Genomic DNA, 23,040 nt, shown 5'->3' with positions numbered 1-23,040 from the left:
TTAATTGTGAGTAAATCTTTCAAGCGCTATCTTCTCAGAAGGATTCATCGCTATACGTTAAAAAGCTATCTTGAATGCAAGATAGCTTGGTCACGATGAAAGCTAAATGGCGAGAGATTATTTTAATATCGACAACCAGTCTTTAGGCTTTAAATAATGAGCAGTGAGACGTTCTTCTGGGCTGTTTTCATCCCATTCTGGGCGATAAGACCACGCTGCAAGCGGTGGCATACTGACCAGAATAGATTCAATTCGACCACCAGTTTGTAAGCCAAATAAGGTGCCACGATCATAAACCAAATTATATTCAACATAGCGACCGCGACGATACAATTGGAAGTCTCGTTGGGCTTGTGTAAATGGTTTATCCTGATTTCTTTGAAAAATAGGCAAAATAGCATTTAAATAACCATTTGCGACCGCTTGGATATATTCAAAGCACTTTTCAAAATCCCATTGATTTAAATCATCAAAAAACAAACCACCAATACCACGTTGTTCATCACGATGTTTTAAATAGAAGTAATCATCACACCATTGTTTATGTTCAGCATAAATTTCTTCACCAAACGGTGCGCACAGGTCGAATGCTGTTTGGTGCCAAGATAAAACGTCTTCATCATTGGGGTAAAAAGGTGTGAGGTCAAAACCACCACCAAACCACCAAATTGGTGCTTGCCCTTCGGGTTCTGCAACAAATAGCCGTACATTGGCGTGAGATGTGGGAACATTGGGATTTGTTGGGTGAATGACCAAAGAAACCCCCAAAGCTTGTGCTTTGGCTCCAGCGATTGCCGGATGGCGTTCTGTTGCTGAAGCTGGCAGTTTGGAAATGTTGATGTGAGAAAACATCACCCCGCCTTTTTCGATCACAGTACCATTCTGTAGAACACGTGAACGACCACCACCTCCTTCAGGGCGTTGCCAGTCATCAATTTCAAATGTTGCAGTGCCGTGGCCTATTTTTTCTTGTTGCTCTAGGGCAGAGCAGATTCGAGCTTGTAAATCTGTCAGGAAATCACGAACACGTTGAATATCTGCAGAAGTCGGGTTTTGCATGATCATCCTCAAAGGAGAATTGAAAAATTTTCTACATCAAAACATAAAACGCTAAAAAAACAAAACCAAGTCATTATAAAGACATGTTTTGAACATGGTGTGAATGAATCGAATGAGCCTAAAAAATCTGTTGGTATCACGGATACACGCTAGGCAATCCCGAGCAATTCGCTAGGTTGAAATCTATCCTTAAGCTCAGCACAATGTATTGAGGATAAATTCAATTTTTGGGTTTATTGCATTCTGAATGTTAATTGCGTATCGAGCAGTGAATATGAGTTGTTCTTTGATTCAAAAATATAATGTTGCTGGACCCCGTTATACCAGTTATCCAACGGTTCCATATTGGGAGGAGGCATCATTTTCGCTGCAACAATGGAAACAGACCTTAAAGCGCTCTTTTGATGAGTCTAATCACGTTGAAGGCATCAGTCTTTATATTCATTTACCATTTTGTGAAAGTCTATGTACATTTTGCGGATGCCATAAAAAAGTCACGAAACGGCATGATGTTGAACAACCCTATATTCAAGCCGTTTTAAAAGAATGGGACTTATATTGTCAGTTGTTAGCAGACAGACCCATCATTAAAGAAATCCATTTGGGTGGCGGGACACCAACATTTTTTTCAGTTGAGCATTTGCAACAATTAATTGAAGGTATTTTAGCCAAAGCCAATATTGCAGATGGTTATGAATTTAGTTTTGAAGGACATCCCAATAATACCACGCGAGAACACTTACACGCCTTGTATGAGCTTGGTTTTCGCCGTGTCAGCTATGGGGTGCAAGACTATAATGAGACTGTTCAGAAAGCTATTCATCGGGTGCAACCTTTTGAACATGTAGAAAGAGTGACGCAATGGGCAAGAGAGATTGGCTATACATCGATTTCCCATGATCTGGTTTTTGGTTTGCCATTTCAAAATTTAGCAGATGTGTTGCATACCATTGATTTGACTAATACGTTAATGCCAGATCGCTTGGCTTTTTATAGTTATGCGCATGTGCCTTGGATTAAGGGCAACGGACAGCGTGGGTTTAAAGATCATGATGTACCTAAAGATGGAATGAAGCGAACGCTGTATGAGGAAGGGAAAAAGCAACTTTTAGCGCATGGTTATCATGAGATTGGGATGGATCATTTTGCTTTAGATCGAGATGAGATGTATAAAGCATTTCATGCAGGTACTTTGCATCGTAATTTTATGGGGTATACCTCATCAAAAACACAAGTCATGATCGGATTGGGCCTATCTTCAATCAGTGATAGTTGGTATAGCTTTGCACAGAATGAGAAAAATCTGGATGCCTATTACAATTGTCTTGAAAATGATGAAATTCCTGTGGTGAAAGGGCATGTGTTAAGTGTTGAAGATTTAAAGATTCGTCAGCATATTTTGAATTTGATGTGCACCTTTCAAACCTCTTGGTCAGATCAAGCGATGGATTTTGCTGAACGTGGTGATGTGATTCAACAGCTTGTTGAAATGCAACACGATGGTTTATTGAACATTGAAGCGGATCGGATTGTGATCACGGAGCAAGGGAAGCCTTTTGTTCGAAATATTTGTATGGCGTTTGATTTACATTTAAAGCGTAGAAAGCCTGAAACACAAATTTTCTCAATGACGATTTGATTATATTTTACAAAATATTGTATTTAAAAAATTTAGATGAAGAAGTGTAGATGATTCCTTTCCTTGCGCTGCAAACAAAGTAGTACTTTGTTTGCAGCGCAAGGATGAAAAGAAACAAAAATCCTTTGTTGGGCAAAGGGGACTCCTGTCACCCTTGCCCAACGGCGACATCCCTGTCGCCATCCGCGATAGCAAAACCTTTCTTGATATTTTATTTATAAAAATTAGTGAATTAATAGAGAGGTTATGGTTTTACTGATTTATTTTGTTCAATTAACTTATTAATGACTTCACCATATACCCAAGTATTTAAAATACCATCTGAGCTTTCTAGGCCAATAATATCTAAAAATTTTTCATAGCTAACAGCAACTTGTTCTCTATCATCTGTATCTAGGCTGTATGGGTCAATTTGATTGAGTTTTTGCTTTAATTGAGGATTTTTGATCCCAGCATATAAAAAATGGTCTTGTTGTTGGAACTGTCTTAATTGTTGAATGATTACAGATTGGGTTTTTGAATCAGATGCCTGACACTATGCACTGAGTTAAAGGAGACTGATTGCAAATAAAATTGAGCTTAATTTCATTAGTTCAGTCTCCTATTATTTAACTTAGTGATTATTTAAAAATCATCTTTCTCATACATATGAGACATACGGTCATGTTTGGTTTTTAAATAATCTTCATTGAACTTATTTAAGCCCACGGTCAACGGTACACGGTCTAATACATCAATACCTAAATCTGTTAAAGCTTTTAATTTTAATGGATTGTTGGTAATGAGTTTAACTTGTTTGACCTGTAAATGATCGAGCATGATGCTACACATATCATATTTACGTGCATCAGCAGGTAGGTTTAACAATAAATTTGCATCGACAGTATCATGCCCTTGATCTTGCAAAGCATAAGCACGGATTTTATTGGTCAAGCCAATACCACGACCTTCTTGGCGCAAATATAAAATCACACCTTGGCCTGCATCATTCATCATTTTCATGGTGTTGTGCAATTGAGGGCCACAGTCACATTTTAATGAACCAAAGGCATCGCCAGTTAAACATTCTGAATGAATACGAACTAAAACGGGGTTTGTAGGCGCGATTTCTAAACCCTTAGAAAGAGCAACATGCTCTTCACCTGTTTGTGGATCTTGAAATACAGAAATTTTAAAATCACCATAAGCAGTGGGTAATTTTGAAGTGGCAACAAACTCTATTGACACAGAATCTTCCATCTATTTGTTTAGAAATTGGCTAAAGTATAGCGTAATGCTTGGACATTGGTAGGTTTGTAAAGCATGTTTTTATAGATAACATTGCTATAAAAATTTCTTTTTTGTATAAAGCACACGATAATAGTTGATATATAGATAGATTATTCATGATAATTGACACCAAGAGCACACTTGCAGACTTGGAAGTTCCAATGACGCATCATTATAAATGTGGCTGATTGAATGTGATATCATTGGTTCTCACAATCATGCTAACCCGTTTACCTAGCTAGATTTGCCAGGCTTTAGAAGGCTTTGCCACATATGTTGTATACCGAAATACCTAGTCATCGTCCTGTTACGCCTTTGTTGAATGAAATTAATCATCCTCAACAATTACGTCAGTTTGAGCAAAGCCAATTGCCGCAGGTCGCAGACGAATTGCGTCAATTTATTTTGTATGCTGCTGGACAAAGTGGCGGGCATTTTGGTGCAAACCTTGGCGTTATAGAATTAACAGTTGCCTTACACTATTGTTTTGAAACACCACGGGATCGTTTAGTTTGGGATGTGGGCCATCAGGCGTATCCACATAAAGTCCTTACAGGACGCCGTGAGCAATTGATGACCATCCGTTCTAAAGATGGATTGGCGGCTTTTCCAGCGCGTGATGAATCTGAATTTGATACCTTTGGTGTAGGACATTCATCGACTGCAATTTCTGCTGGTTTGGGTATGGCCTTGGCACGTCGTTATCAAAAAGATCCTTGTGAAGTTGTTGCTATCGTTGGTGATGGTGCGATGACTGCTGGAATGGCATTTGAAGCCATGAATGATGCAGTGGCGCATAATGCTGATTTGATGGTGGTACTCAATGACAATGATATGTCGATTTCATGTAGCACTGGTGGTTTTGCTAAGCATTTAGCTGCAATTTGGGAACAAGGGCAATTCATCAATATTGATGAAGAAGGGCAAGCTTTTGTACAGGATTGCCCTGAATGGAACTATAATTCTCGTTTACATCAATCTGCGACTGATGCTGCGGATAATCTATTTAAAGCCATTGGTTTTGATTATTTTGGCCCATTTGATGGCCATGATGTGGAGCAATTGGTACAAGTCTTTAATGCGCTGAAAAAGCGTAAAGGGCCACGCCTGATCCATGTCTATACCGTGAAAGGTAAGGGTTTTGCACCTGCTGAAGCAGATCAAATTAAATATCATGCGATTGGCAAAATTAATGCATCAGCAACTAAAAATATAGCGCCAAAATATTCAGATGTATTTGGGCAATGGCTTTGTGATGAAGCTGCACAAGACGACAGATTACTCGCAATTACGCCTGCCATGTGTGAAGGCTCAGGCATGGTACAGTTTGCTAAACAATTTCCAGAGCGTTACTTTGATGTTGCAATTGCAGAACAGCATGCCGTGACATTAGCTGCGGGTATGGCATGTGAAGGATTGAAGCCAGTTGTGGCGATTTATTCAACATTCCTACAACGCGGTTATGACCAGCTGATTCATGATGTTGCTTTACAAAATCTTGATGTGACCTTTGGTATTGATCGTGCAGGCTTAGTCGGCGAAGACGGTCCTACGCATGCTGGTGCGTATGACTATGCTTATATGCGTACTGTACCCAATATAGTGATCATGGCGCCAAAAGACGAAAACGAATGTCGCCAAATGTTGCATACAGCATATCTATACAAAGGCCCAACTGCAGTACGTTATCCACGCGGTAATGGTTTAGGTGTAGAAATTCAACAACAGTTGATTGAGCTGGAAATTGGTAAAGCTGAAGTATTGTTAGAACTCAATACTGAACACGAAGAAGGTATCACGATTTTGGCCTTTGGTAGTCGAGTTCAACCTGCGCTTGAATCAGCAAAACAACTGGCACCAAAGTTGGATATTGCAATTCGTGTGATCAATATGCGTTTTGTGAAACCATTGGATGAACAGATTATTCGTGATTTAGCAGACAAAACTCACTTATTTGTAACTGTTGAAGAACATGCTGTAATGGCCGGTGCAGGTAGTGCGGTCAATGAGTTTTTGGCACAGGCACAAATTGTAAAGCCAATTTTAAACCTAGGTTTACCTGATGAATTCCTCGCACAAGCAAGCCATTCTGAAATGCTTCAAGACTGTGGTTTAGATGTAAAAGGTATTCAAAACTCGATTGAACAGGCTTGGTTAAAGCTGGTACAACACGTTTAAGCTCATGTAAAAGTTAAAGTTGTAAAATTTTAGCAACAAAATTTCCCAAAAAGCGCCGATATTTGCTAAAATGTCGGCGCTTTTATGCATTATTCTTTATCAGTATCTTCAAATTTGTAGTGGGTGTTCAATGGAACCTATGGTGGTGATGGCTGCGCGTGCGGCTCAGTTAGTTGGTCAAGAGCTTTTAAAAGCGCATCAAAATCGTCATAAACTCGATCTACAAGTCGAAGAAAAAGGTATTGATGGTCCAGTGACTCGTGTAGATCGTTATATTGAGCAGTTGACTATTGATACGCTTCGTAAAAGTTATAAAAATCACAGCTTCCTTGGTGAAGAGTTTGGACTACAAGAAGGTAAAGGTCACGATGCCGATTGGTGTTGGGTGATTGATCCTCTTGATGGTACTTTAAACTTTATCAATGCTTTCCCACATTTCTGTGTATCTATTGCAGTTCAACATAAAGGTGTAACTCAACACGGTGTTATTTATGACCCTGTGAAAGATGAGCTATTCTCTGCAAGCCGTGGTCGTGGCGCAATGTTGAATCAACGTCGTATTCGTGTGAATGTTAAAGACAGTCTTGAAAATACCTTTATGGGTGTAGGTCATGCTTACCGCGCTAAACGTAATGGTGAGATTGTTTCTTATGCGAAAAACCATTTTGAATCATTATTAAATGTAACTGAAGCTGGCGCACAATATCGTCGTGCGGGTTCTGCTGCATTGGACTTGGCTTATGTTGCAGCTGGTCGTTTAGATGGTTATTTTGAACTCGGTTTAAAACCTTGGGATATCGCAGCAGGCGAGCTTATGGTGAAAGAAGCGGGTGGTACAGTCGTTGATGCTCGTGGTGGTTCAGATTCTATGGAAAATGGTCAAGTGATCGCGTGTTCTATGAAAATGTTAAAACCATTGATGCAAGCTGTTGTTCCTGCTTGGGGTGAAGCTGCGAAGTAATTTATACTTGTCTAGATTGAGTTTTAAAAAGCCTTCATCTTTATGAGGGCTTTTTTATGCGTTGCGATTTAATGCGATACTATCAATATTGAATGTCGTTGTTTAAACATTGGTGATTGCAAGACCTAGCGAATAGTACTGATATAAAAATAATACAACTTATTGGGGAAGTTAAGAGCACATATCATTGGCAAACCAATACGATTATTCTAAGCGAGTTTACCGTTGAGTGTTTAGGGGGAGCTGTAGCAGATATTCTTGAGGACGAAAGTTTAGCTGTAGATCAAGTTTTTTATTTAATTCCTGAAGATAATGAATGACTTAATACAATACAGGAAAAAACAATAAAACTTCGTGACATTATTATAAATTCTGCTATACTCTGCGCACGCACTAAATTTCGTTCATTACCTGAACATTTCTCTTCTATATTGTGTATGCGCGTCCGGTCCAAAGAGAGGACAATATTTCGCGCCCCACCCAATCGCTTAAGCGATTCCTTCAGGTTGCGGCTGTTATCAAATGTGCGTTATACGCATCGTCGTTCTCGGATCGCCGCTGATTCTATATTTTCAGCGATTATTGCTGTGCCGCTTTTTGCCGATGTCCATCAGACCATATATTAATGGAGCACCCACATTAGGGTGAATATCTCTATGAGCAAAACTTTTGCTGAATTTTCATTAGACGAGTCGCTACAGAAAGCACTCGAGAGTCTTGGTTTTACTACGCCGACTCCTGTTCAAGAACTATCTATTCCAGCGGCTTTAGAAGGAAAAGACCTTCTAGTATCAAGCCAAACTGGTTCTGGTAAAACTGCTGCATTCTTACTCCCTACGTTAAACGCTTTAGCTGGACAAGATACTTTTGTACCATTTAAAGATCGTATGAAAGCAGTAACTCAACCAAATATCTTGGTGATTTCACCTACTCGTGAACTTGCACAACAAGTATGTCAAGATGCGATTGCATTTGTACGCCATATGAAAGGTGTACGTGTTGCAGCAATCATGGGTGGTATGCCTTTTGGTAAGCAAATCCAACAATTAAAAGGTGCACAAGTTGTTGTTGCGACTCCAGGTCGTTTACTTGATCTTGTAAACCGTCGTCAAATTAAACTTGATTTAGTTGATGCTTTAATCGTCGATGAAGCTGACCGTATGCTTGACTTAGGTTTCTCTGAAGACCTAGAAGCAATCAGCGATTTAGCTTTAAATCGTAAACAAACATTAATGTTCTCTGCAACATTTGCACCACGTATCATTAATCTTGCTGAACGCATGATGAACGAACCTGAACGTATTGCAATTGAAACAGGTCATTCTACAAATACTGATATTACCCAAACTTTACATTGGACTGATGGCTTTGAGCATAAGAAAAAATTGCTTACGCATTGGTTAAATGAAGAAGACGTAGATCAAGCAGTTGTATTTGCTTCAACTCAAGAAGATACAGATATGCTTGCTGAAGAGCTTGCAGAAGCTGGTCTTTCAGTTGTTGCGCTTCATGGTGCTATGCCACAAACTGTACGTAACCGTCGTTTACGCAGTATCCGTGAAGGTCGTGCAAAAATTCTTGTTGCTACAGACGTAGCTGCTCGTGGTCTTGACGTACCAACAATCTCTCACGTAATTAACTTCGGTCTTCCAATGAAGAATGAAGATTATGTGCATCGTATTGGTCGTACAGGTCGTGCGGGTCGTACTGGTAAAGCAATCACTTTAGCAACTTACCGTGAACGCGGTAAAATCCGTGCTTTAGAAGATTATTTAGAAGCGCGTTTAAGTGTTTCTGAAATCGAAGGTTTAGAGCCATCTCCACCTCCAGCTCGCGGTAGTCGTGATGGTGGCGGTCGTGGTCGTAGTAACGGTGGCGGTCGTCGTGAAGGCGGTCGTGGCGGTTTCGGCGGTGGTCGTCGTTTTGAAGGTGAATCAAACTTCAAACGTCGTGAAGGCGGTGATGATCGTCCACGTCGTAGCTTCGATGACAAACCACGTGGTGATCGTCCATCTTATGGTGATGACCGTCCTAAGCGTGATTTTGGTGATCGTCCACCACGCCGTGAAGGTGGTTTCGGTGATCGTCCACAACGTTCATTCGGTGGCGAAGATCGTCCTAAGCGTGATTTTGGTGATCGTCCACCACGTCGTGAAGGTGGCTTCGGTGACCGTCCACAACGTTCATTCGGTGGTGAAGATCGTCCTAAGCGTGATTTCAACTCTGATCGTCCACGTCGTGAAGGTGGTTTTAACGATAAACCTCGTTTTAACTCGAATGATGACAACCGTGGCAACAGCGTAGATTACAAACCACGTCGTGAAGGCAGTTTTGCTGATCGTCCTAAGCGTGATTTTGGTGATCGTCCACCACGTCGTGAAGGTGGTTTTGGTGACCGTCCACAACGTTCTTTCGGTGATGATCGTCCTAAGCGTACATTCGGTGGTGAAGACCGTCCTAAGCGTGAATTTAATTCAGATCGTCCTAAACGTGCGTTTGGCGGTGATGATCGTCCTAAGCGTGAATTTGGCGGTGAAGATCGTCCAAAACGTGAATTCAATGCAGACCGTCCGCGTCGCAAATTCAACGATTAATTAGATATTTTTAATAAAAAACCAGCCTTCAGGCTGGTTTTTTATTGCAAGTTGAAAAGTATTTGGTAGAATAAAGTGTGACATAGTTCAATTTATTTAATAAAACAGTTAGACTTAACTTATGAAAAATTGAATCTAATAAAGTTGATGATTTCTTTGAGGTAATTATGTTATATATGTTCTCACTTTTATTGATCTCAAATGTTGGGTACTTTTTTTATAGCCTGCTTTTTAGATAATCTATTTGCTCATTAAATAAAATTTAAAAGTAAAAAACTAAAAAATAGCCTAACAAACATTGTTTATAAAGATGAATATTCTTTATGATTTTTTATTATCTTTTAATTACAAAACATATAGATATTTAAGAGTATAGTATGTGGGCTGATAAATGCAGGAAAAAGTTCAGCTATGAATAAACACAGTCATTCCGAAGCTGAAGCTTTAATTGAAGTCAAAAATTTAAGTTTTAACCGAGGTGAACGCGTTATCTACGATAATGTGAGTTTGCAGATTCGTCGTGGGCAGATTACCGCAATCATGGGACCATCTGGAACAGGTAAAACAACCTTGTTACGGCTCATTGGTGGTCAGCTTAGCCCAGATGCTGGTGAAGTACGACTTGATGGGAAAAACATTGCTTCGATGTCACGTAATGAGCTTTTTGCTGCACGTGCGCGTATGGGGATGTTATTTCAGAGTGGTGCGTTATTTACCGACATGACCGTCTATGAAAATGTTGCTTTTCCAATTCGCGCACATACAAAATTACCAGAAAATTTAATTGCTGAGTTGGTGGCACTAAAATTAGAGTCGGTTGGTTTGCGTGGTGCTGAAAAGTTGATGCCCGCAGAACTTTCTGGCGGGATGAATCGACGCGTGGCGCTTGCTCGTGCGATTGCGCTTGACCCAGATTTGATTATGTATGACGAACCTTTTGCTGGGCAAGATCCGATCGTGATGGGGGTTTTGACCCGATTAATTCGATCATTACGTGATGCTTTAGATTTAACAACAATTATTGTTTCACATGATGTTGATGAAACATTATCAATTGCTGACTATATTTATGTTGTGGCTGAAGGTAAGGTGCAAGGCGAGGGGACACCTGAGCAATTGCAACAGCACGCTTCTCCATTTGTACAGCAATTCTTAACAGGTTCGGTTGAAGGTCCTGTTGATTATCAATTTAGTCATCAAGCCTATTTAAGTAATGAGGTTAGTTCATGAATGCTATTGCCTTATTGGGTAGACGCGTTCTAGAACGTGTTCAGGGCATTGGTGTTGCAATGCTCATGTTGTTGCGCATTTTATTCTCTTTGCCAACAATACTTGGTGTAAAACTTTTCATTTATCAGATGTATCGAGTAGGCGTGCTGTCTTTATTGATCATTGCTGTATCTGGTCTATTCATCGGTGCAGTACTCGGCTTGCAGATGTATAACATCTTGGTCACTTTTGGTAGTGAAGCCATGTTGGGCGCGGCTGTGGCTTTAACCTTGTTGCGTGAACTTGCGCCTGTTGTGGCTGCCTTACTTTTTGCTGGTCGTGCAGGCTCTGCTTTGACTGCTGAAATTGGCCTAATGAAGGCAACCGAACAATTATCCAGTATGGAAATGATCGGTGTTGATCCGTTAAAGCGTGTGATTTCTCCACGTTTATGGGCCGGTATTGTCAGTTTACCGATGCTGTCTGTGATCTTTGCTGCGATTGGTATTATGGGTGGCAAAATGGTCGGTGTTGATTTTCTCGGCGCAGACGAAGGCTCATACTGGAGTGGTATTCTGAGTAGTACTCAGTTTATGAAAGATGTGTTTAACGGGACCATCATTAAAAGTTTAGTATTCGCTTTAATTTGTACTTGGATTGCGGTGTATCAAGGTTATGCTTGTGAACCAACATCTGAAGGTATCGCAACATCTACGACACGTACTGTTGTGTATTCATCGTTATGTGTTTTAGGTTTTGATTTCGTGTTGACTGCGGTCATGTTCGGAGGTGTTTAATGAAATCACGTGCTAGTGAGCTGACCGTCGGTATTTTTGTCATCATTTTTGGTCTTGCTCTATTCTTTTTAGCCATGAAAGTGAGTGGTTTGGTCGGTACAAACTTAAAAGACAGTTATGAAATGACTGCAACATTCGACAATGTGAATGGTTTAAAACCGCGTGCCAAAGTAACCATGAGCGGTGTTAAAATTGGACAAGTTGATGCAATTACACTTGATCCTGTGACACGTCATGCAACGGTTAAATTCGATTTGGATGGTTCATTGACCACCTTCAATGCAGAACAGTTGAAGAAAGTAAAAGAAAATGCGCTAGGTGATTTACACTACAGTGCTGATTATCAGGCTGCGACACCTGAGAAACAAAAAGAAATGGAAACGCAACTGTTAGGTAACATGAAATCCATCACAAATATTGATGAAGATGCTTACATAATGGTCGCAACCAATGGTCTTTTAGGCGAAAAATATTTGAAAATCGTACCAGGTGGCGGCATTAACTACATTAAACGTGGTGAAAGCATTGAAAACACCCAAGGTACGATGGATCTAGAAGATTTGATTACCAAATTTATTACGGGTGGTGCAGGAAAATCATCAACTGGCACATCGGAAGCTAAAGATGCATCTGCATCCACTGAAACAACTGATGCTCAAACTTCATTTGTTGAATAGGCATTAGAGGAGTTATTGAAAATGAACATGCTGTTAAAACAAACTTTTACTGCAACTATTTTGGCAACTATGGTGGCGACTGCAGCTCAAGCTGCTCCAGCAGAAGCACCACCAGTATTTGTTAAACGTGTTGCTGATGGCCTGATTTCGCGCTTAAAAGCAGATCAAGGTAAATTGCAAAACCCTGCTACTGTGAAAGCGATTGTTCGCCAAAACCTTGATCCTTATGTGGATGGTCAAGCGTTTACACGTATTGTGATGGGAACTTATGCAAATAGCAGTACCCCTGCTCAACGTGCGCAATTTGAACAAAACTTCCGTAATACGTTAATTGAGAATTATGGTAGCGCATTTGCAAAGTATTCAAATCAATCGTATTCAATGCGTCCGTATAAGGCAACCAACAGCAAGTTTCCTGTTGTTACTTTAGACTTCAATAACAATGGCGAAAAGATTCCTGTATCTTTCCAGTTGTCTGATGCAGGTAGCCAATGGAAAGTACGTAATTTGAATGTGTCTGGTATCGATCTAGGTTTGCAATTCCGTAACCAATTTGCTGCGAACGTGCAACGTAACGGCGGTAATATTGATAAAGCAATTGCAACATTCAAGCCTGATGCAGACGCTGCTGTTAAGAAGTAAGCTCATAACATAGATAGGTGCAAGCGAGTGATTGAATTTAAAAATCAGGAATTATATGTTAGCGGTAAAATTGCTTACGAGAATGCTGAAAGCTATTATTTAAATGGTTTGAGAGTGATTCAAAATGAGAAAAATTTTCCAATAACTGTGAATCTATCACAGCTTGAACATGGCAGTACCCTTGCTTTATCTGTGTTTGTGCAGTGGTTACGTCAAACACCAAATCTTGAGGGATTGCAGTTTAAAGCAGTGCCTGAAAAGATGATGAAAATTATTCAAGCTTGCCATTTGCAAGATGACTTGAAATTAATTTAGCATATGCAATATTGATGTAAAAAGCACCTAAAGGTGCTTTTTTATTGACTCATTTTTCTTTCTGCATTGAGCAGTGCTAAATCTCAACTCAACTCAACTCAACTCAATAAGGGGAATGGAGTATTTAAATCCATTTCTTCCATCTAAAGTAAGCCAAAGGCCCCACAAAGAAAGCAATTAAGATGCTAATCACCACATAAAAGCTCCAGTGGCCATGGGCAAAAGGCAGAATCTCAGTGTTCATCCCATAAATACTGGCAATCAACATCGGTGGCGCAAGCATACTGGGTAAGATGGAGAAGCGACGAATGGTATCGTTCTGTTCAGTGTTAATAAATCCAGAGGTGGTATCAAGCAAGAATCGTACTTTTTGGAACAAGAACGCATCATGTTCTACAAGGGAGCGTACATCTTCACTTAACTCTCGAATATCTGCATCATAGATATGGCTCCCCAATGCGCGAGGACGAGACAAAAAGGTCAAAACACGACGTAAGTCAATCAGACAAAGTTGCGCTTTTCCAAGCATATCTTCCTTTTGTGCTAAACGGGTAATCATGTCATCTAAGTCTAAAATCATTTCACGATGACGCACGTTGAGGACTTCTGTGGAATATAACTCTAAGTCTTTGTGGATATCTTCCAAGATATCCGCAAGCTCATCCAGTTTCGCTTCTAATAAGCCTAAAAGAATCCATGTCGGATCTTTATATTCAATTTCATAGTCATTACGGCGTGCGCGTGCGCGAAAGGCACGAAAGGCAACCAGCTTTTCACCACGTAAGGTAAATAAGCGGTCTTTATGCAAAATGAACGCAACCGTCTGCACATTGGCAAGCATGTTTGAAGTATCTTCGGGATCGCCTTCAACTTGGTAATTTTTATTTTTTGTTAAAAAGTAAGTACTGATATGTAGAATCCCATCATCATCACGGTAGAATCGTGCAGAGGATGAAATGTCTTCTAAAGATTTAAGAGTTGGTAAATTTTGCTGATAAGCATCTAAAACCCATTCTTGTTCTTCTTGTGAAGGTGCAATGAGGTCAACCCATACCAATTCAGGATGTAGGTCGAATCCACCATTAATTGTTGCATCTTCTAAGCTACCGCGCTCAGTGGCGTAAAAGGCTTCAAGCATTATGTCTTTTCTCCCTTGCGCAGTGTGGTGTCAATTTGATGTGTGTATTTTAGACAAGGATTTTAGGAAAAACACTCATTACATTGCTGTTTTGTAAAAAAAATCTTGATTGGCCGTCTGCATTTTTAGCATGACAAAATTAAAGTTAGGTTAAATTTATGAATTCTATTGCTATTTTTTGTGGTTCATCGTTAGGTACGGATCAAATTTTTGCTGATGTAGCAGAGCTGACTGGTGAAACAATCGCCAAGCAAGGGAAAACTTTGGTCTATGGTGGTGGTCGTTCAGGCTTAATGGGCATTGTTGCTGACAGTGCTTTGGCAGCAGGAGGCAAAGTGATTGGTGTGATCCCTCAGGGTTTGGTCGATCGTGAATTGGCCCATCCAGATTTGACTGAGCTGTATATTGTTAAAAATATGCATGAACGTAAAACAAAAATGTCTGAACTTTCCGATGGCTTTATTGCATTGCCTGGTGGTGCAGGAACCATTGAAGAGATTTTTGAGCAATGGACGTGGGCACAATTGGGAATTCATTTAAAACCTTGTGCATTTTTAAATGTTGAAGGTTTTTATGATGATTTATTGAAATTTATTCAACTCACGACAGACAAAGGTTTTTCTAAAGCGCGTTTTACAGATCAGTTGATTCATTCTGCTTCGATCGAAGAAATTCTAACCCAGTTTAGTCACTATCAAGCACCAGAACCAAAATGGGGTGTAAAAGAGCGTGAAGAATTGGTTAAATTAGATCAAGCAGATCGCACATTTGGTTAAAAACTAAAACACAATATATTGTTTTTAAATTTATTGCTGTCACAATATATTGTGTTTTTATTCTATTTTTAAATCTTATGAATGTAATTACTGTCGCGGCAGCTGTGATTTTGAATGATAAAAATCAATTGCTTTTGGTGAGAAAGCAAAATACACAATTTTTTATGCAGGTTGGTGGAAAGCTAGAACCCAATGAACCACCTGAGCAGACCATGTTGCGTGAGATTTTAGAAGAAATTAGTGTTCAAGCCGAGATTACTCAGTTTATTGGGCGTTTTGAAACAAAAGCGGCCAATGAAGCAGACTTTCATTTGGTGAGTTATCTCTATCTAGTCGACCTAGAACAAACACCAAAAATCAATGCAGAAATTGCTGAAATGAAATGGATTGATTTGGATGATGCGCAAACGCTTTTAGCGCCATTGACCAAAGAGATCGTGATCCCATGGTGTAAAGCAAATTTAATCCATTCATAATTTTTGCTATGTTTGCTTCACAATGTATGTATCGCTGAGCGATGATGAAAATTTATTGAGCTGCGGCAATGCACACGCTATAAATCTGCTGGCAGCCTAAGTTTTCTAAAGCACGGGTTAAAGCATGAATTGAACTGCCTGTGGTCACGACATCGTCAATAATCAGTACTTTTTTATATTTTCTTTTTTCTGTTTTGATCATTTTAAATTGATATTCAATATTTTCTAAGCGCTCAATTCTACTTAAACCTTTTTGTGAATGTTGTGCTTCTCGAATCACGGGTTGCCATACTGGGATATTTAATTGCCTTGCCATGATTTTGGCGATAATCAGCATTTGATTGTAGCCACGTTCTTTTAAACGAGCAGTAGAAATTGGCATAGGAACAATGGCTTGAATTTTAGGTAGGCTTAAATTCAATAAACTTTGTGCCAATAGTCTCTGATATTGCAGTTGTTGTTCATATTTATAGACTTGGATGATGCGATCAATTGGGAAGTCGTAACGGTGAGCACAAACAATCTGGTGTTGATGCCGTTCTATATGCTGCTTATACCAAGGAAGTTCGTTCCAACACGTGTTACAAAGAGAATGCTGTTGTTGTCGGTCTATTCCACAAAGCAGGCAAGGGGAAAGACTTTGTACGCATTTATGGAGAAGTTGATTGGTAAATTGGAGCATGCTCTGTTCTATTTTTTATTTGTGATTAATTTCGCATAGTGTGCTGAATAGATCAATAGCAGATTTTTATTAAGCTTTATATCGCTTAATCTTCATATCACCATGTTATGACAACCTCCATGTCATCATTTGTGGTTATAGATTTTGATAAGCATCGTTAGACTGAATGAATCAAATATCTAAGCTATGATGTTTATGCATGGATGTTGTAAATACATGTTTAGACATAGGCATATCTCGGTGCTTCAGGTAGCCAGCGTTTTAATAAAGCTTCAGCATTTTCTGGATCATCTTTGAGTACTTGACTGGCAACATAATGTGCTTGGTTGAGTAAATGATCATCTCGTTCTAGCTTGGCAACACGGAAACCCAAATCTCCTGTTTGCTTGGTGCCCAGTAATTCACCCGGTCCTCGGATTTCTAAGTCTTTTTCTGCAATGATAAAACCGTCATTGGTTTCACGCATGATGCGTAAACGTTCTTGGCCATTTTGTGATAAAGGATGTTTATAGAGTAGGGCGCAGAAACTTGCGGTCGCACCACGACCGACCCGACCACGTAACTGATGCAACTGAGACAGACCTAAGCGTTCAGCATTTTCAATCACCATAATGGAAGCGTTTGGAACATCGACCCCGACTTCAATCACTGTCGTTGCAATCAGCAGTTGCAATTCATTGTCTTTGAATTGTTGCATGACCCGTTGCTTCTCATCGGCTTTCATTTTTCCATGGACTAAGCCAATATTAATCTGTGGAAAGCGATCTTTAATCTCTTGATAGGTGGCTTCTGCGGCTTGAGCATCGAGAGTTTCTGATTGTTCGACCAATGTACAGACCCAATATGCCTGTTTACCCTCAGCGCAGTTGCTGGTGATACGATTCAAGACTTCTTCTCGTCTATCAAGTGGAATCGTGACTGTTTGAATGGGAGTACGTCCAGGAGGCAATTCATCAATCACTGAGGTATCTAGGTCACCATAGGCAGACATTGCCAGTGTGCGAGGGATTGGTGTTGCTGTCATGACCAATTGGTGTGGTGTGGTGTTATCCACGCCTTTATTACGTAAAGCTAGACGTTGATCTACCCCGAAACGATGTTGTTCATCAATAATCACAAGACCAAGTTTGGAAAATTCAACATTGTCCTGAAATAAAGCATGGGTACCCACCACAATATTGGCAGTTCCATCTTTAATGGTTTGTTCAGCCGCAGCGCGTGCTTTGCCTTTTTGTTTGCCTGAAAGCCATGACACATTTAAACCGAGTGGCTCGAACCATTTCTTAAAATTGATATAGTGCTGTTCAGCTAAAATTTCAGTCGGTGCCATTAGCGCCACTTGCCAACCTTCTTCCAAAATATGACAAGCCGCAACACCTGCAACCAATGTTTTACCTGCACCTACATCGCCCTGAACCAGTCGCAACATAGGTTTGTTTTGTTTTAAATCTTTGGCAATTTCGTTTGATACACGTTTTTGTGCATTGGTCATTTCAAAAGGTAAGCTTGCCAATAAGGCTTTTGCAAATTTTTTACTGGTTGAAAATGCTGGCGCTGCAATTTGTTGAATATAAGCACGTCGAGTTAATAGGCTGATTTGATGTGCAACCAATTCTTCAAAAATTAAACGTTGTTGAGCAGGGTGAGAACCTTGTGAAAGTTGCAGCATATTGGCATTTACAGGAGGGTGATGAATATACTCCAATGCCTGTTTAAGCGCATAACCATTGGTGAATTTTTCAGGTAATAACTCAGGTAAAGCATCAGCGTGCTGGTTTAAAGCTTGCTTAACGTATTCACGTAATTTGGGTTGGGTTAAGCCTTCGGTGGCAGGGTAAATTGCTGTCAGTTGCGTTTTAGGGAGTGCTGTATGTTCAGTAATTAACTGGATCTCAGGATGGTAAAGTTCAAGGCCACGAGCGCCAACACGGACTTCCCCAAAAATTCTTAAACGATTACCTGCTTTAGCACGATCTGTGAGTGCTTTATAGATATGATAGAAGCGTAAAGTAACTTTGCCAAAATCATCTTGCAATAAAATCGCCATCGATTTGCGTTTACCGGGTGGCATATCGATTGATCTGACCACGCCTTCCATGAGATAACTACGACCGACTTGTAATTGGTTCATGGGAATGATCGTGCTACGATCCTCATAATCACGTGGCAAATGAAACAGCAAATCATCTGTGGTGAAAATATTTAGTTTTTCAAGTAAAGCAGCGGCGGCATTGCCAACCCCTTGCAATTGATGGACGGCAGCCATGTCCCCTCAACTTAAGTTTGATTGATTTTGAAAATCGGTTTCGAAGAATAGGTCGTGTAATGCATATTCTATTTATTGGTTATGGTAAAACATCGCAACGTGTTGCCAAACAATTATTTCAGCAAGATCACCAAATTACCACAGTTAGCCGCAGTGCGAAAGATGATGATTTCGCACAACATTTGATTCAAGACATTCAACAACTCGATTTAGCGCAAATTCAGCCTGTCGATGTGGTGTATGTATTGCTCGCACCATCTCGAAATTCTCCGCTAAGTGCTATCGAAAATTATCAACAAACCTATGTCGACTCGGTACAGCCGATTGTAAGGGCTTTAAAAGACCATCCGCTCAAAAGAGTTATTGTGGTTTCATCGACACGTGTTTATGGGGAAAACCATGGTGAACGTATTGATGATGAGTCAACGCCTATTCCAAGTGATCAACAGGGGCAGTTGTTATTGGCAATGGAGCGGCGATGGCAACAGGCTTATCCATCTAAATGTGTGATTGTGCGCCCAACTGGGATTTATGGTACATCCGTTGCTCGTATGATTAAACTTGCAGAAACCACACACAGCTATCCCAATATTCATTGGTCAAATCGAATCCATATAGATGACCTTGCACATTTCTTAGCGCATTTGCTTCACGTGGAACATCCAGAAAAATCATATATTTGTACAAATAATCAACCGCTACCATTGCATGAGAAAATTTTAAATATTCAACGTGAGTTGAATTTGCCAGAATTGGTTTTGGAAAGCGAAAAGGAAACAGGTAAAAGAATTTTTGCGGAGAGGATGAGGGAGAGTGGATTTGAGTTGAAGAATAACGCTCATTAAATAGACATCAGATTTATTGGATTTAAAATATAAGATTTTCGAATTATTACTTGTATTTTTAAGAGTATTGGAACTATAGATTCTTTAAATTAATACTTTGTTTTAAACAAAATTAATGTTTTATTGAAATAACTTTAGTAGTTAAGAATTTCAATTTTTATGATTCAACTAAAAGACATAACTAATACAGTTTGTTTAAATATTAAATTTATTGATTATTTTTACGAGAAAAAAATTAGTGAAAACTTGATTCAAATAGACTTTGAGCTAATAACGCCAAACCGTATTTTTAAGTATTCGGCAAATGAAGTACTCACTTTGTGGCCAGTTGTAATAATTACATTTATTCAAAATCTTAAACTATTGATAGATGGAACGGTTAAGGATGTAAGCTTTTATCATTATGATATGTTTATGCTTTTTGATATTAAACGTTTTGATGAGCCTGATGAAGATAGTATTGAGTTTATGATCAAGTTTCCTTCTGGGGTGTATTATGGTGCTGAGAGTGCAGGGTATACAGAAGCAATTATTTTTACTGTAAACAACAAAATATTAGTAGAGTTCTTGATTGCTTTAGAAGCTGAGTTAACTCAACTTCTAAATTAGTCCTTCTTATATATGAGAAGATTAAACAAAAATTACTTCTTCTTCCGTTTTAAACGCTTCTTGGCTTGTTGAGCGGCTAAAGCATCTAAAGCTTCTTTTAACTCCTCATCTGTAAATGAGGTGATATGGTGCAGCATTTGCAAAGTTACATCATCAAGCACCAAATTGGCATATTGCGCAACATTTCTAAACTGCTCATCAAAAACAATGGCATGGTCTTCATTGGTTTTGATATAGCCTTGTTCAGTTAAGACTTTCATAAAACTTTGGAATAACGCTTTATCAAAGAACTCAGGTGAGTTGAACTCATACAATACAGATAAACGTTGTCCAACCAAGTGACTTAATTCTTCAACTTGGCGAATCGAGATATTTCCAGAGCCACGTTGAGTAATTAAAGCCAGCGTCATGTAATAACGTTCAAGACTTTGACGTACTGGAGCAGCTAAAACAGCCAATTGATTATGGTCTTCTGAGTTTGGCGCAGGGCTGAAAATAAAATCTTCATCATCGACAAAAATTAAATTCGCTTGAGCCAAAGCATCGACATATTCAGTCACTTGAGCCTTGATTTCACTATCTTTCCATTTTAAGAACAACTCTGCTTTTAAGAATGGATAAAGGGTACGAATCACATTGAGTAAATCAGACTTACTGATCTTGCCATTATGTTCGACTAATGCCGCGACCAGCGACGGTAAAACAAAGGCATGCAAAATGTTATTGCGGAAGTAAGTCAGTAAAATGGCTTGATTATCTTCAATGGCAATAATATCGCCAAGGACGTGTTGAACACGTTTAATCAATTTCAGTTTCATACCATAGGCAATGATTTCTTTACCTGACAATGGCGTGACCTGAGTACGGCTGTCATAAGGATTTGCGGTTAATAACTTGCGATATGTATCAAGCTGTTTAATGCAGATTTCTTCATCAAGTGTATGTTTTGGAGTTGCCAATAAAATCAGTGACAATAAAGAAACAGGGTTGATGACCACAGCACGGTTGATATTTTCCAGAATCGCATTTGCCGAGCTGGTTACTGCATCTGAGACTTCTTGCGGAATTGGATCATCATTATGTTCAATGGTGATTTGATCAGCGCCATGTGCTTTGAGTAAGTCATCTAAGAAAACAGGCTCACCAAAATTAACATGCACTTTACCAAAAATACGCTCAATTTTTTTCAGGGTTTGCAAGATTCCCCAGATGGATTCAGCTTCTTTTGGCTTACCATTCATTTCGCCGACATAGGTTGCGCCTTCCATCAAGCGCTCATAACCGACATAGGTTGGGATAAAGACAATCGGTTTGGCACGGCCGCGCAAATGACCATGTACCGTCATTGCGAGCATGCCAGTTTTCGGGGGTAACAAACGCCCAGTTCGAGAACGACCACCTTCAATAAAGTATTCAAGAGGTGTGTTTCTAGACAGGATGCTAAATAAATATTCTTTAAATACTGATGTATAAAGTGCATTGCCGCGGAATGAACGACGGATAAAGAATGCACCGCCTCCACGCAGTAATTGACCGACAAATGGCATGTTAAGGTTATCGCCGGCAGCAATATACGGCACCATCAAACCACGTTTATAAATCACATAAGACAATAACAAGTAATCGATATGGCTACGGTGACAAGGTGTATAAATCACTTCATAGTCTTTGACTAACTCGCGCACAGTATTGAAGTTATGTACTTCAACACCGTCATAAAGTTGTGTCCATAGACGAGTCAAAGCCATATCCGCAAAGCGTACAGCCGATGCAGAATAGTCGGATGCAATTTCGTTTACAAAACCAATCGCTTTATGTTCAGCATCTATCATGCTGATTTTTGAGCGAATACTTTCTTTACGAATTGCATCCTGTACATCAGGGGCTTTAATCAGTGATTGCATGACATTACGGCGATCAGATAAATCTGGACCGAGAATGACCTCACGCTGACGATCTAAGTAGTCATTTAATTGATTGACAATATAAGTGGCTGGTGAAATATTGGGATGAGCAATTTTCGCATGATCGACTAAAGCTCTAAGTGATTGCGCTTCATGGAATTCTAGGAATGACTGTCGACCATGTAAACCAATGTTCATCAACTGTTTAACTTTACTTGGCGTTGCCCAAGTGTCAGTAAATAACAGTTTAAACCAAGAGTCTTCTTTATCTGGTGAACGTCCCCACAGTACTGTGACAGGGATTAATTCAATATCTAAATCAACATTTTGATCAAGTGATTCAATCAGTCTAACTAAACGCGGCGGATAAGCATGCGTAGGCGGATTAAAATAATTGTTTTCATCTTGGTGTTGTAAAAATAAAATCGCAGCTTTTTCGCGACTATTGCCAATCATTAATGGGTCAAGTGCAGGAGGAAGCTGCAAACGACGTGTTTCACCATCAACAACTAAAGCGTTACTTCGTGAGTAATTCTGTAGAACATAGCAGACAACTTTTTGAGTTGTGGGCTGAATGAGCTCAGAATTTTCAGTTGAAGGGTCTAAAGGTTGAGCTTCTGTAGGAACCTCTCCAAGAACATGTGGTGTTACCACAAGGTCAAGTATTTTACTCGAAAGTCGACGATACATTTGACCAAAGCCACTCTTGGACATAAATACTCCTAGCCAATGGTGAATCACGCAATAAAGCGGATAAAAAATATTTTCTGTAATTAAAGCACAGAACAGTATGTCATTTTCTGACAAACTGCGGGTCGCTTGTCAGATTTTATCGTTAAAAAACGTATTTTAAACAATCCATCAGCACAAGAGAAGTGACAATACAGTTTATGAAAATTTAATGTTTCTCTCAGGACTTATGGCAAAATAGAGTTAAATCTCTAAAATATGGATACTTTGTTCTATCCATTGGAATAAAGTCAGTATTCAGTATATAGAAAGGT

At 39.6% G+C, this 23,040-nt stretch carries 20 protein-coding genes; 13 read left to right on the top strand and 7 right to left on the bottom strand.

The annotated features are described in order from the left end of the window. Window positions 1-117 precede the first annotated feature (117 nt). Complete coding sequence (gene hemF, locus AS4_RS19565) at window positions 118-1,059, bottom strand: oxygen-dependent coproporphyrinogen oxidase (protein ID WP_096735228.1); 942 nt, start codon at window positions 1,057-1,059, stop codon at window positions 118-120. Window positions 1,060-1,333: 274 nt separating this feature from the next. Between hemF and hemN the strand changes: the two genes are divergently transcribed. Then, a complete protein-coding gene (gene hemN, locus AS4_RS19560) occupies window positions 1,334-2,698 on the top strand; it encodes an oxygen-independent coproporphyrinogen III oxidase (RefSeq protein ID WP_096735571.1) in 1,365 nt (454 codons plus the stop codon). A 244-nt stretch (window positions 2,699-2,942) separates the two neighbouring features. Here the strand turns inward: hemN and AS4_RS19555 are convergent, their stop codons facing one another. Both AS4_RS19555 and ribA read right to left on the bottom strand, forming a co-directional pair. Further along, entirely contained in the window at window positions 2,943-3,200 is a 258-nt protein-coding gene (locus AS4_RS19555) for a DUF4844 domain-containing protein (protein ID WP_227548169.1), read from the bottom strand. 122 nt (window positions 3,201-3,322) lie between these two features. Next, on the bottom strand, window positions 3,323-3,925 hold the full coding sequence (gene ribA / locus AS4_RS19550; RefSeq protein WP_034616453.1) for a GTP cyclohydrolase II: 603 nt from the start codon (window positions 3,923-3,925) through the stop codon (window positions 3,323-3,325). Window positions 3,926-4,240: 315 nt separating this feature from the next. Here ribA and dxs point away from each other — a divergent pair, with 315 nt between their 5' ends. The 8 genes from dxs to AS4_RS19510 all read left to right on the top strand — a co-directional run bounded on the left by dxs (window position 4,241) and on the right by AS4_RS19510 (window position 13,340). Continuing rightward, window positions 4,241-6,145, top strand: a complete 1,905-nt coding sequence (dxs, locus tag AS4_RS19545; protein ID WP_096735227.1) for a 1-deoxy-D-xylulose-5-phosphate synthase — start codon at window positions 4,241-4,243, stop codon at window positions 6,143-6,145. 130 nt (window positions 6,146-6,275) lie between these two features. Then, window positions 6,276-7,106, top strand: a complete 831-nt coding sequence (locus AS4_RS19540; protein ID WP_004725624.1) for an inositol monophosphatase family protein — start codon at window positions 6,276-6,278, stop codon at window positions 7,104-7,106. Between the two features lie 656 nt (window positions 7,107-7,762). Then, window positions 7,763-9,700 carry a DEAD/DEAH box helicase gene (locus AS4_RS19535; RefSeq protein WP_096735225.1) on the top strand — a complete coding sequence of 646 codons (1,938 nt, stop codon included), beginning with the start codon at window positions 7,763-7,765 and terminating at the stop codon, window positions 9,698-9,700. A 411-nt stretch (window positions 9,701-10,111) separates the two neighbouring features. Beyond that, window positions 10,112-10,930, top strand: coding sequence for an ABC transporter ATP-binding protein (locus AS4_RS19530; RefSeq protein WP_004725631.1), 819 nt, complete (start codon window positions 10,112-10,114; stop codon window positions 10,928-10,930). Then, a complete protein-coding gene (gene mlaE / locus AS4_RS19525) occupies window positions 10,927-11,706 on the top strand; it encodes a lipid asymmetry maintenance ABC transporter permease subunit MlaE (protein WP_004725633.1) in 780 nt (259 codons plus the stop codon). Before AS4_RS19530 ends, mlaE begins: the two co-directional genes overlap by 4 nt. Continuing rightward, the gene (gene mlaD, locus AS4_RS19520) at window positions 11,706-12,383 is read left to right on the top strand and encodes an outer membrane lipid asymmetry maintenance protein MlaD (RefSeq protein WP_004816841.1); all 678 of its coding nucleotides are present in this window, start codon (window positions 11,706-11,708) and stop codon (window positions 12,381-12,383) included. The genes mlaE and mlaD overlap by 1 nt, the downstream gene beginning before the upstream one ends. A gap of 21 nt (window positions 12,384-12,404) precedes the next feature. Further along, window positions 12,405-13,025 carry an MlaC/ttg2D family ABC transporter substrate-binding protein gene (locus tag AS4_RS19515; RefSeq protein ID WP_004816842.1) on the top strand — a complete coding sequence of 207 codons (621 nt, stop codon included), beginning with the start codon at window positions 12,405-12,407 and terminating at the stop codon, window positions 13,023-13,025. 27 nt (window positions 13,026-13,052) lie between these two features. After that, complete coding sequence (locus AS4_RS19510) at window positions 13,053-13,340, top strand: toluene tolerance protein (RefSeq protein WP_096735224.1); 288 nt, start codon at window positions 13,053-13,055, stop codon at window positions 13,338-13,340. Window positions 13,341-13,464: 124 nt separating this feature from the next. On the opposite strand, the gene AS4_RS19505 is transcribed toward AS4_RS19510, so the two are convergent. After that, window positions 13,465-14,478: a magnesium and cobalt transport protein CorA gene (locus tag AS4_RS19505; protein ID WP_004816845.1), complete on the bottom strand. Its 1,014-nt coding sequence runs from the start codon at window positions 14,476-14,478 to the stop codon at window positions 13,465-13,467. Window positions 14,479-14,636: 158 nt separating this feature from the next. On the opposite strand from AS4_RS19505, the gene AS4_RS19500 reads away from it, so the two are divergent. Continuing rightward, window positions 14,637-15,254, top strand: a complete 618-nt coding sequence (locus AS4_RS19500) for an LOG family protein (RefSeq protein ID WP_096735223.1) — start codon at window positions 14,637-14,639, stop codon at window positions 15,252-15,254. 77 nt (window positions 15,255-15,331) lie between these two features. Next, complete coding sequence (locus tag AS4_RS19495) at window positions 15,332-15,730, top strand: NUDIX hydrolase (protein ID WP_167468960.1); 399 nt, start codon at window positions 15,332-15,334, stop codon at window positions 15,728-15,730. Between the two features lie 52 nt (window positions 15,731-15,782). On the opposite strand, the gene AS4_RS19490 is transcribed toward AS4_RS19495, so the two are convergent. After that, window positions 15,783-16,412, bottom strand: a complete 630-nt coding sequence (locus AS4_RS19490) for a ComF family protein (RefSeq protein WP_096735222.1) — start codon at window positions 16,410-16,412, stop codon at window positions 15,783-15,785. A 220-nt stretch (window positions 16,413-16,632) separates the two neighbouring features. Then, window positions 16,633-18,678: an ATP-dependent DNA helicase RecG gene (gene recG, locus AS4_RS19485; protein ID WP_096735221.1), complete on the bottom strand. Its 2,046-nt coding sequence runs from the start codon at window positions 18,676-18,678 to the stop codon at window positions 16,633-16,635. A 59-nt stretch (window positions 18,679-18,737) separates the two neighbouring features. Between recG and AS4_RS19480 the strand changes: the two genes are divergently transcribed. After that, window positions 18,738-19,523, top strand: a complete 786-nt coding sequence (locus AS4_RS19480; RefSeq protein WP_096735220.1) for an NAD-dependent epimerase/dehydratase family protein — start codon at window positions 18,738-18,740, stop codon at window positions 19,521-19,523. A gap of 159 nt (window positions 19,524-19,682) precedes the next feature. After that, window positions 19,683-20,132, top strand: a complete 450-nt coding sequence (locus AS4_RS19475; RefSeq protein ID WP_096735219.1) for a hypothetical protein — start codon at window positions 19,683-19,685, stop codon at window positions 20,130-20,132. A 32-nt stretch (window positions 20,133-20,164) separates the two neighbouring features. Here the strand turns inward: AS4_RS19475 and plsB are convergent, their stop codons facing one another. Beyond that, window positions 20,165-22,750, bottom strand: a complete 2,586-nt coding sequence (plsB, locus tag AS4_RS19470; RefSeq protein WP_096735218.1) for a glycerol-3-phosphate 1-O-acyltransferase PlsB — start codon at window positions 22,748-22,750, stop codon at window positions 20,165-20,167. Window positions 22,751-23,040: the final 290 nt, after the last annotated feature.

The sequence above is a fragment of the Acinetobacter guillouiae genome (genome assembly GCF_002370525.2).
GTDB classification, from domain to species: Bacteria; Pseudomonadota; Gammaproteobacteria; order Pseudomonadales; family Moraxellaceae; genus Acinetobacter; species Acinetobacter guillouiae.
This window is presented reverse-complemented; position numbering and strand designations above follow the sequence as displayed.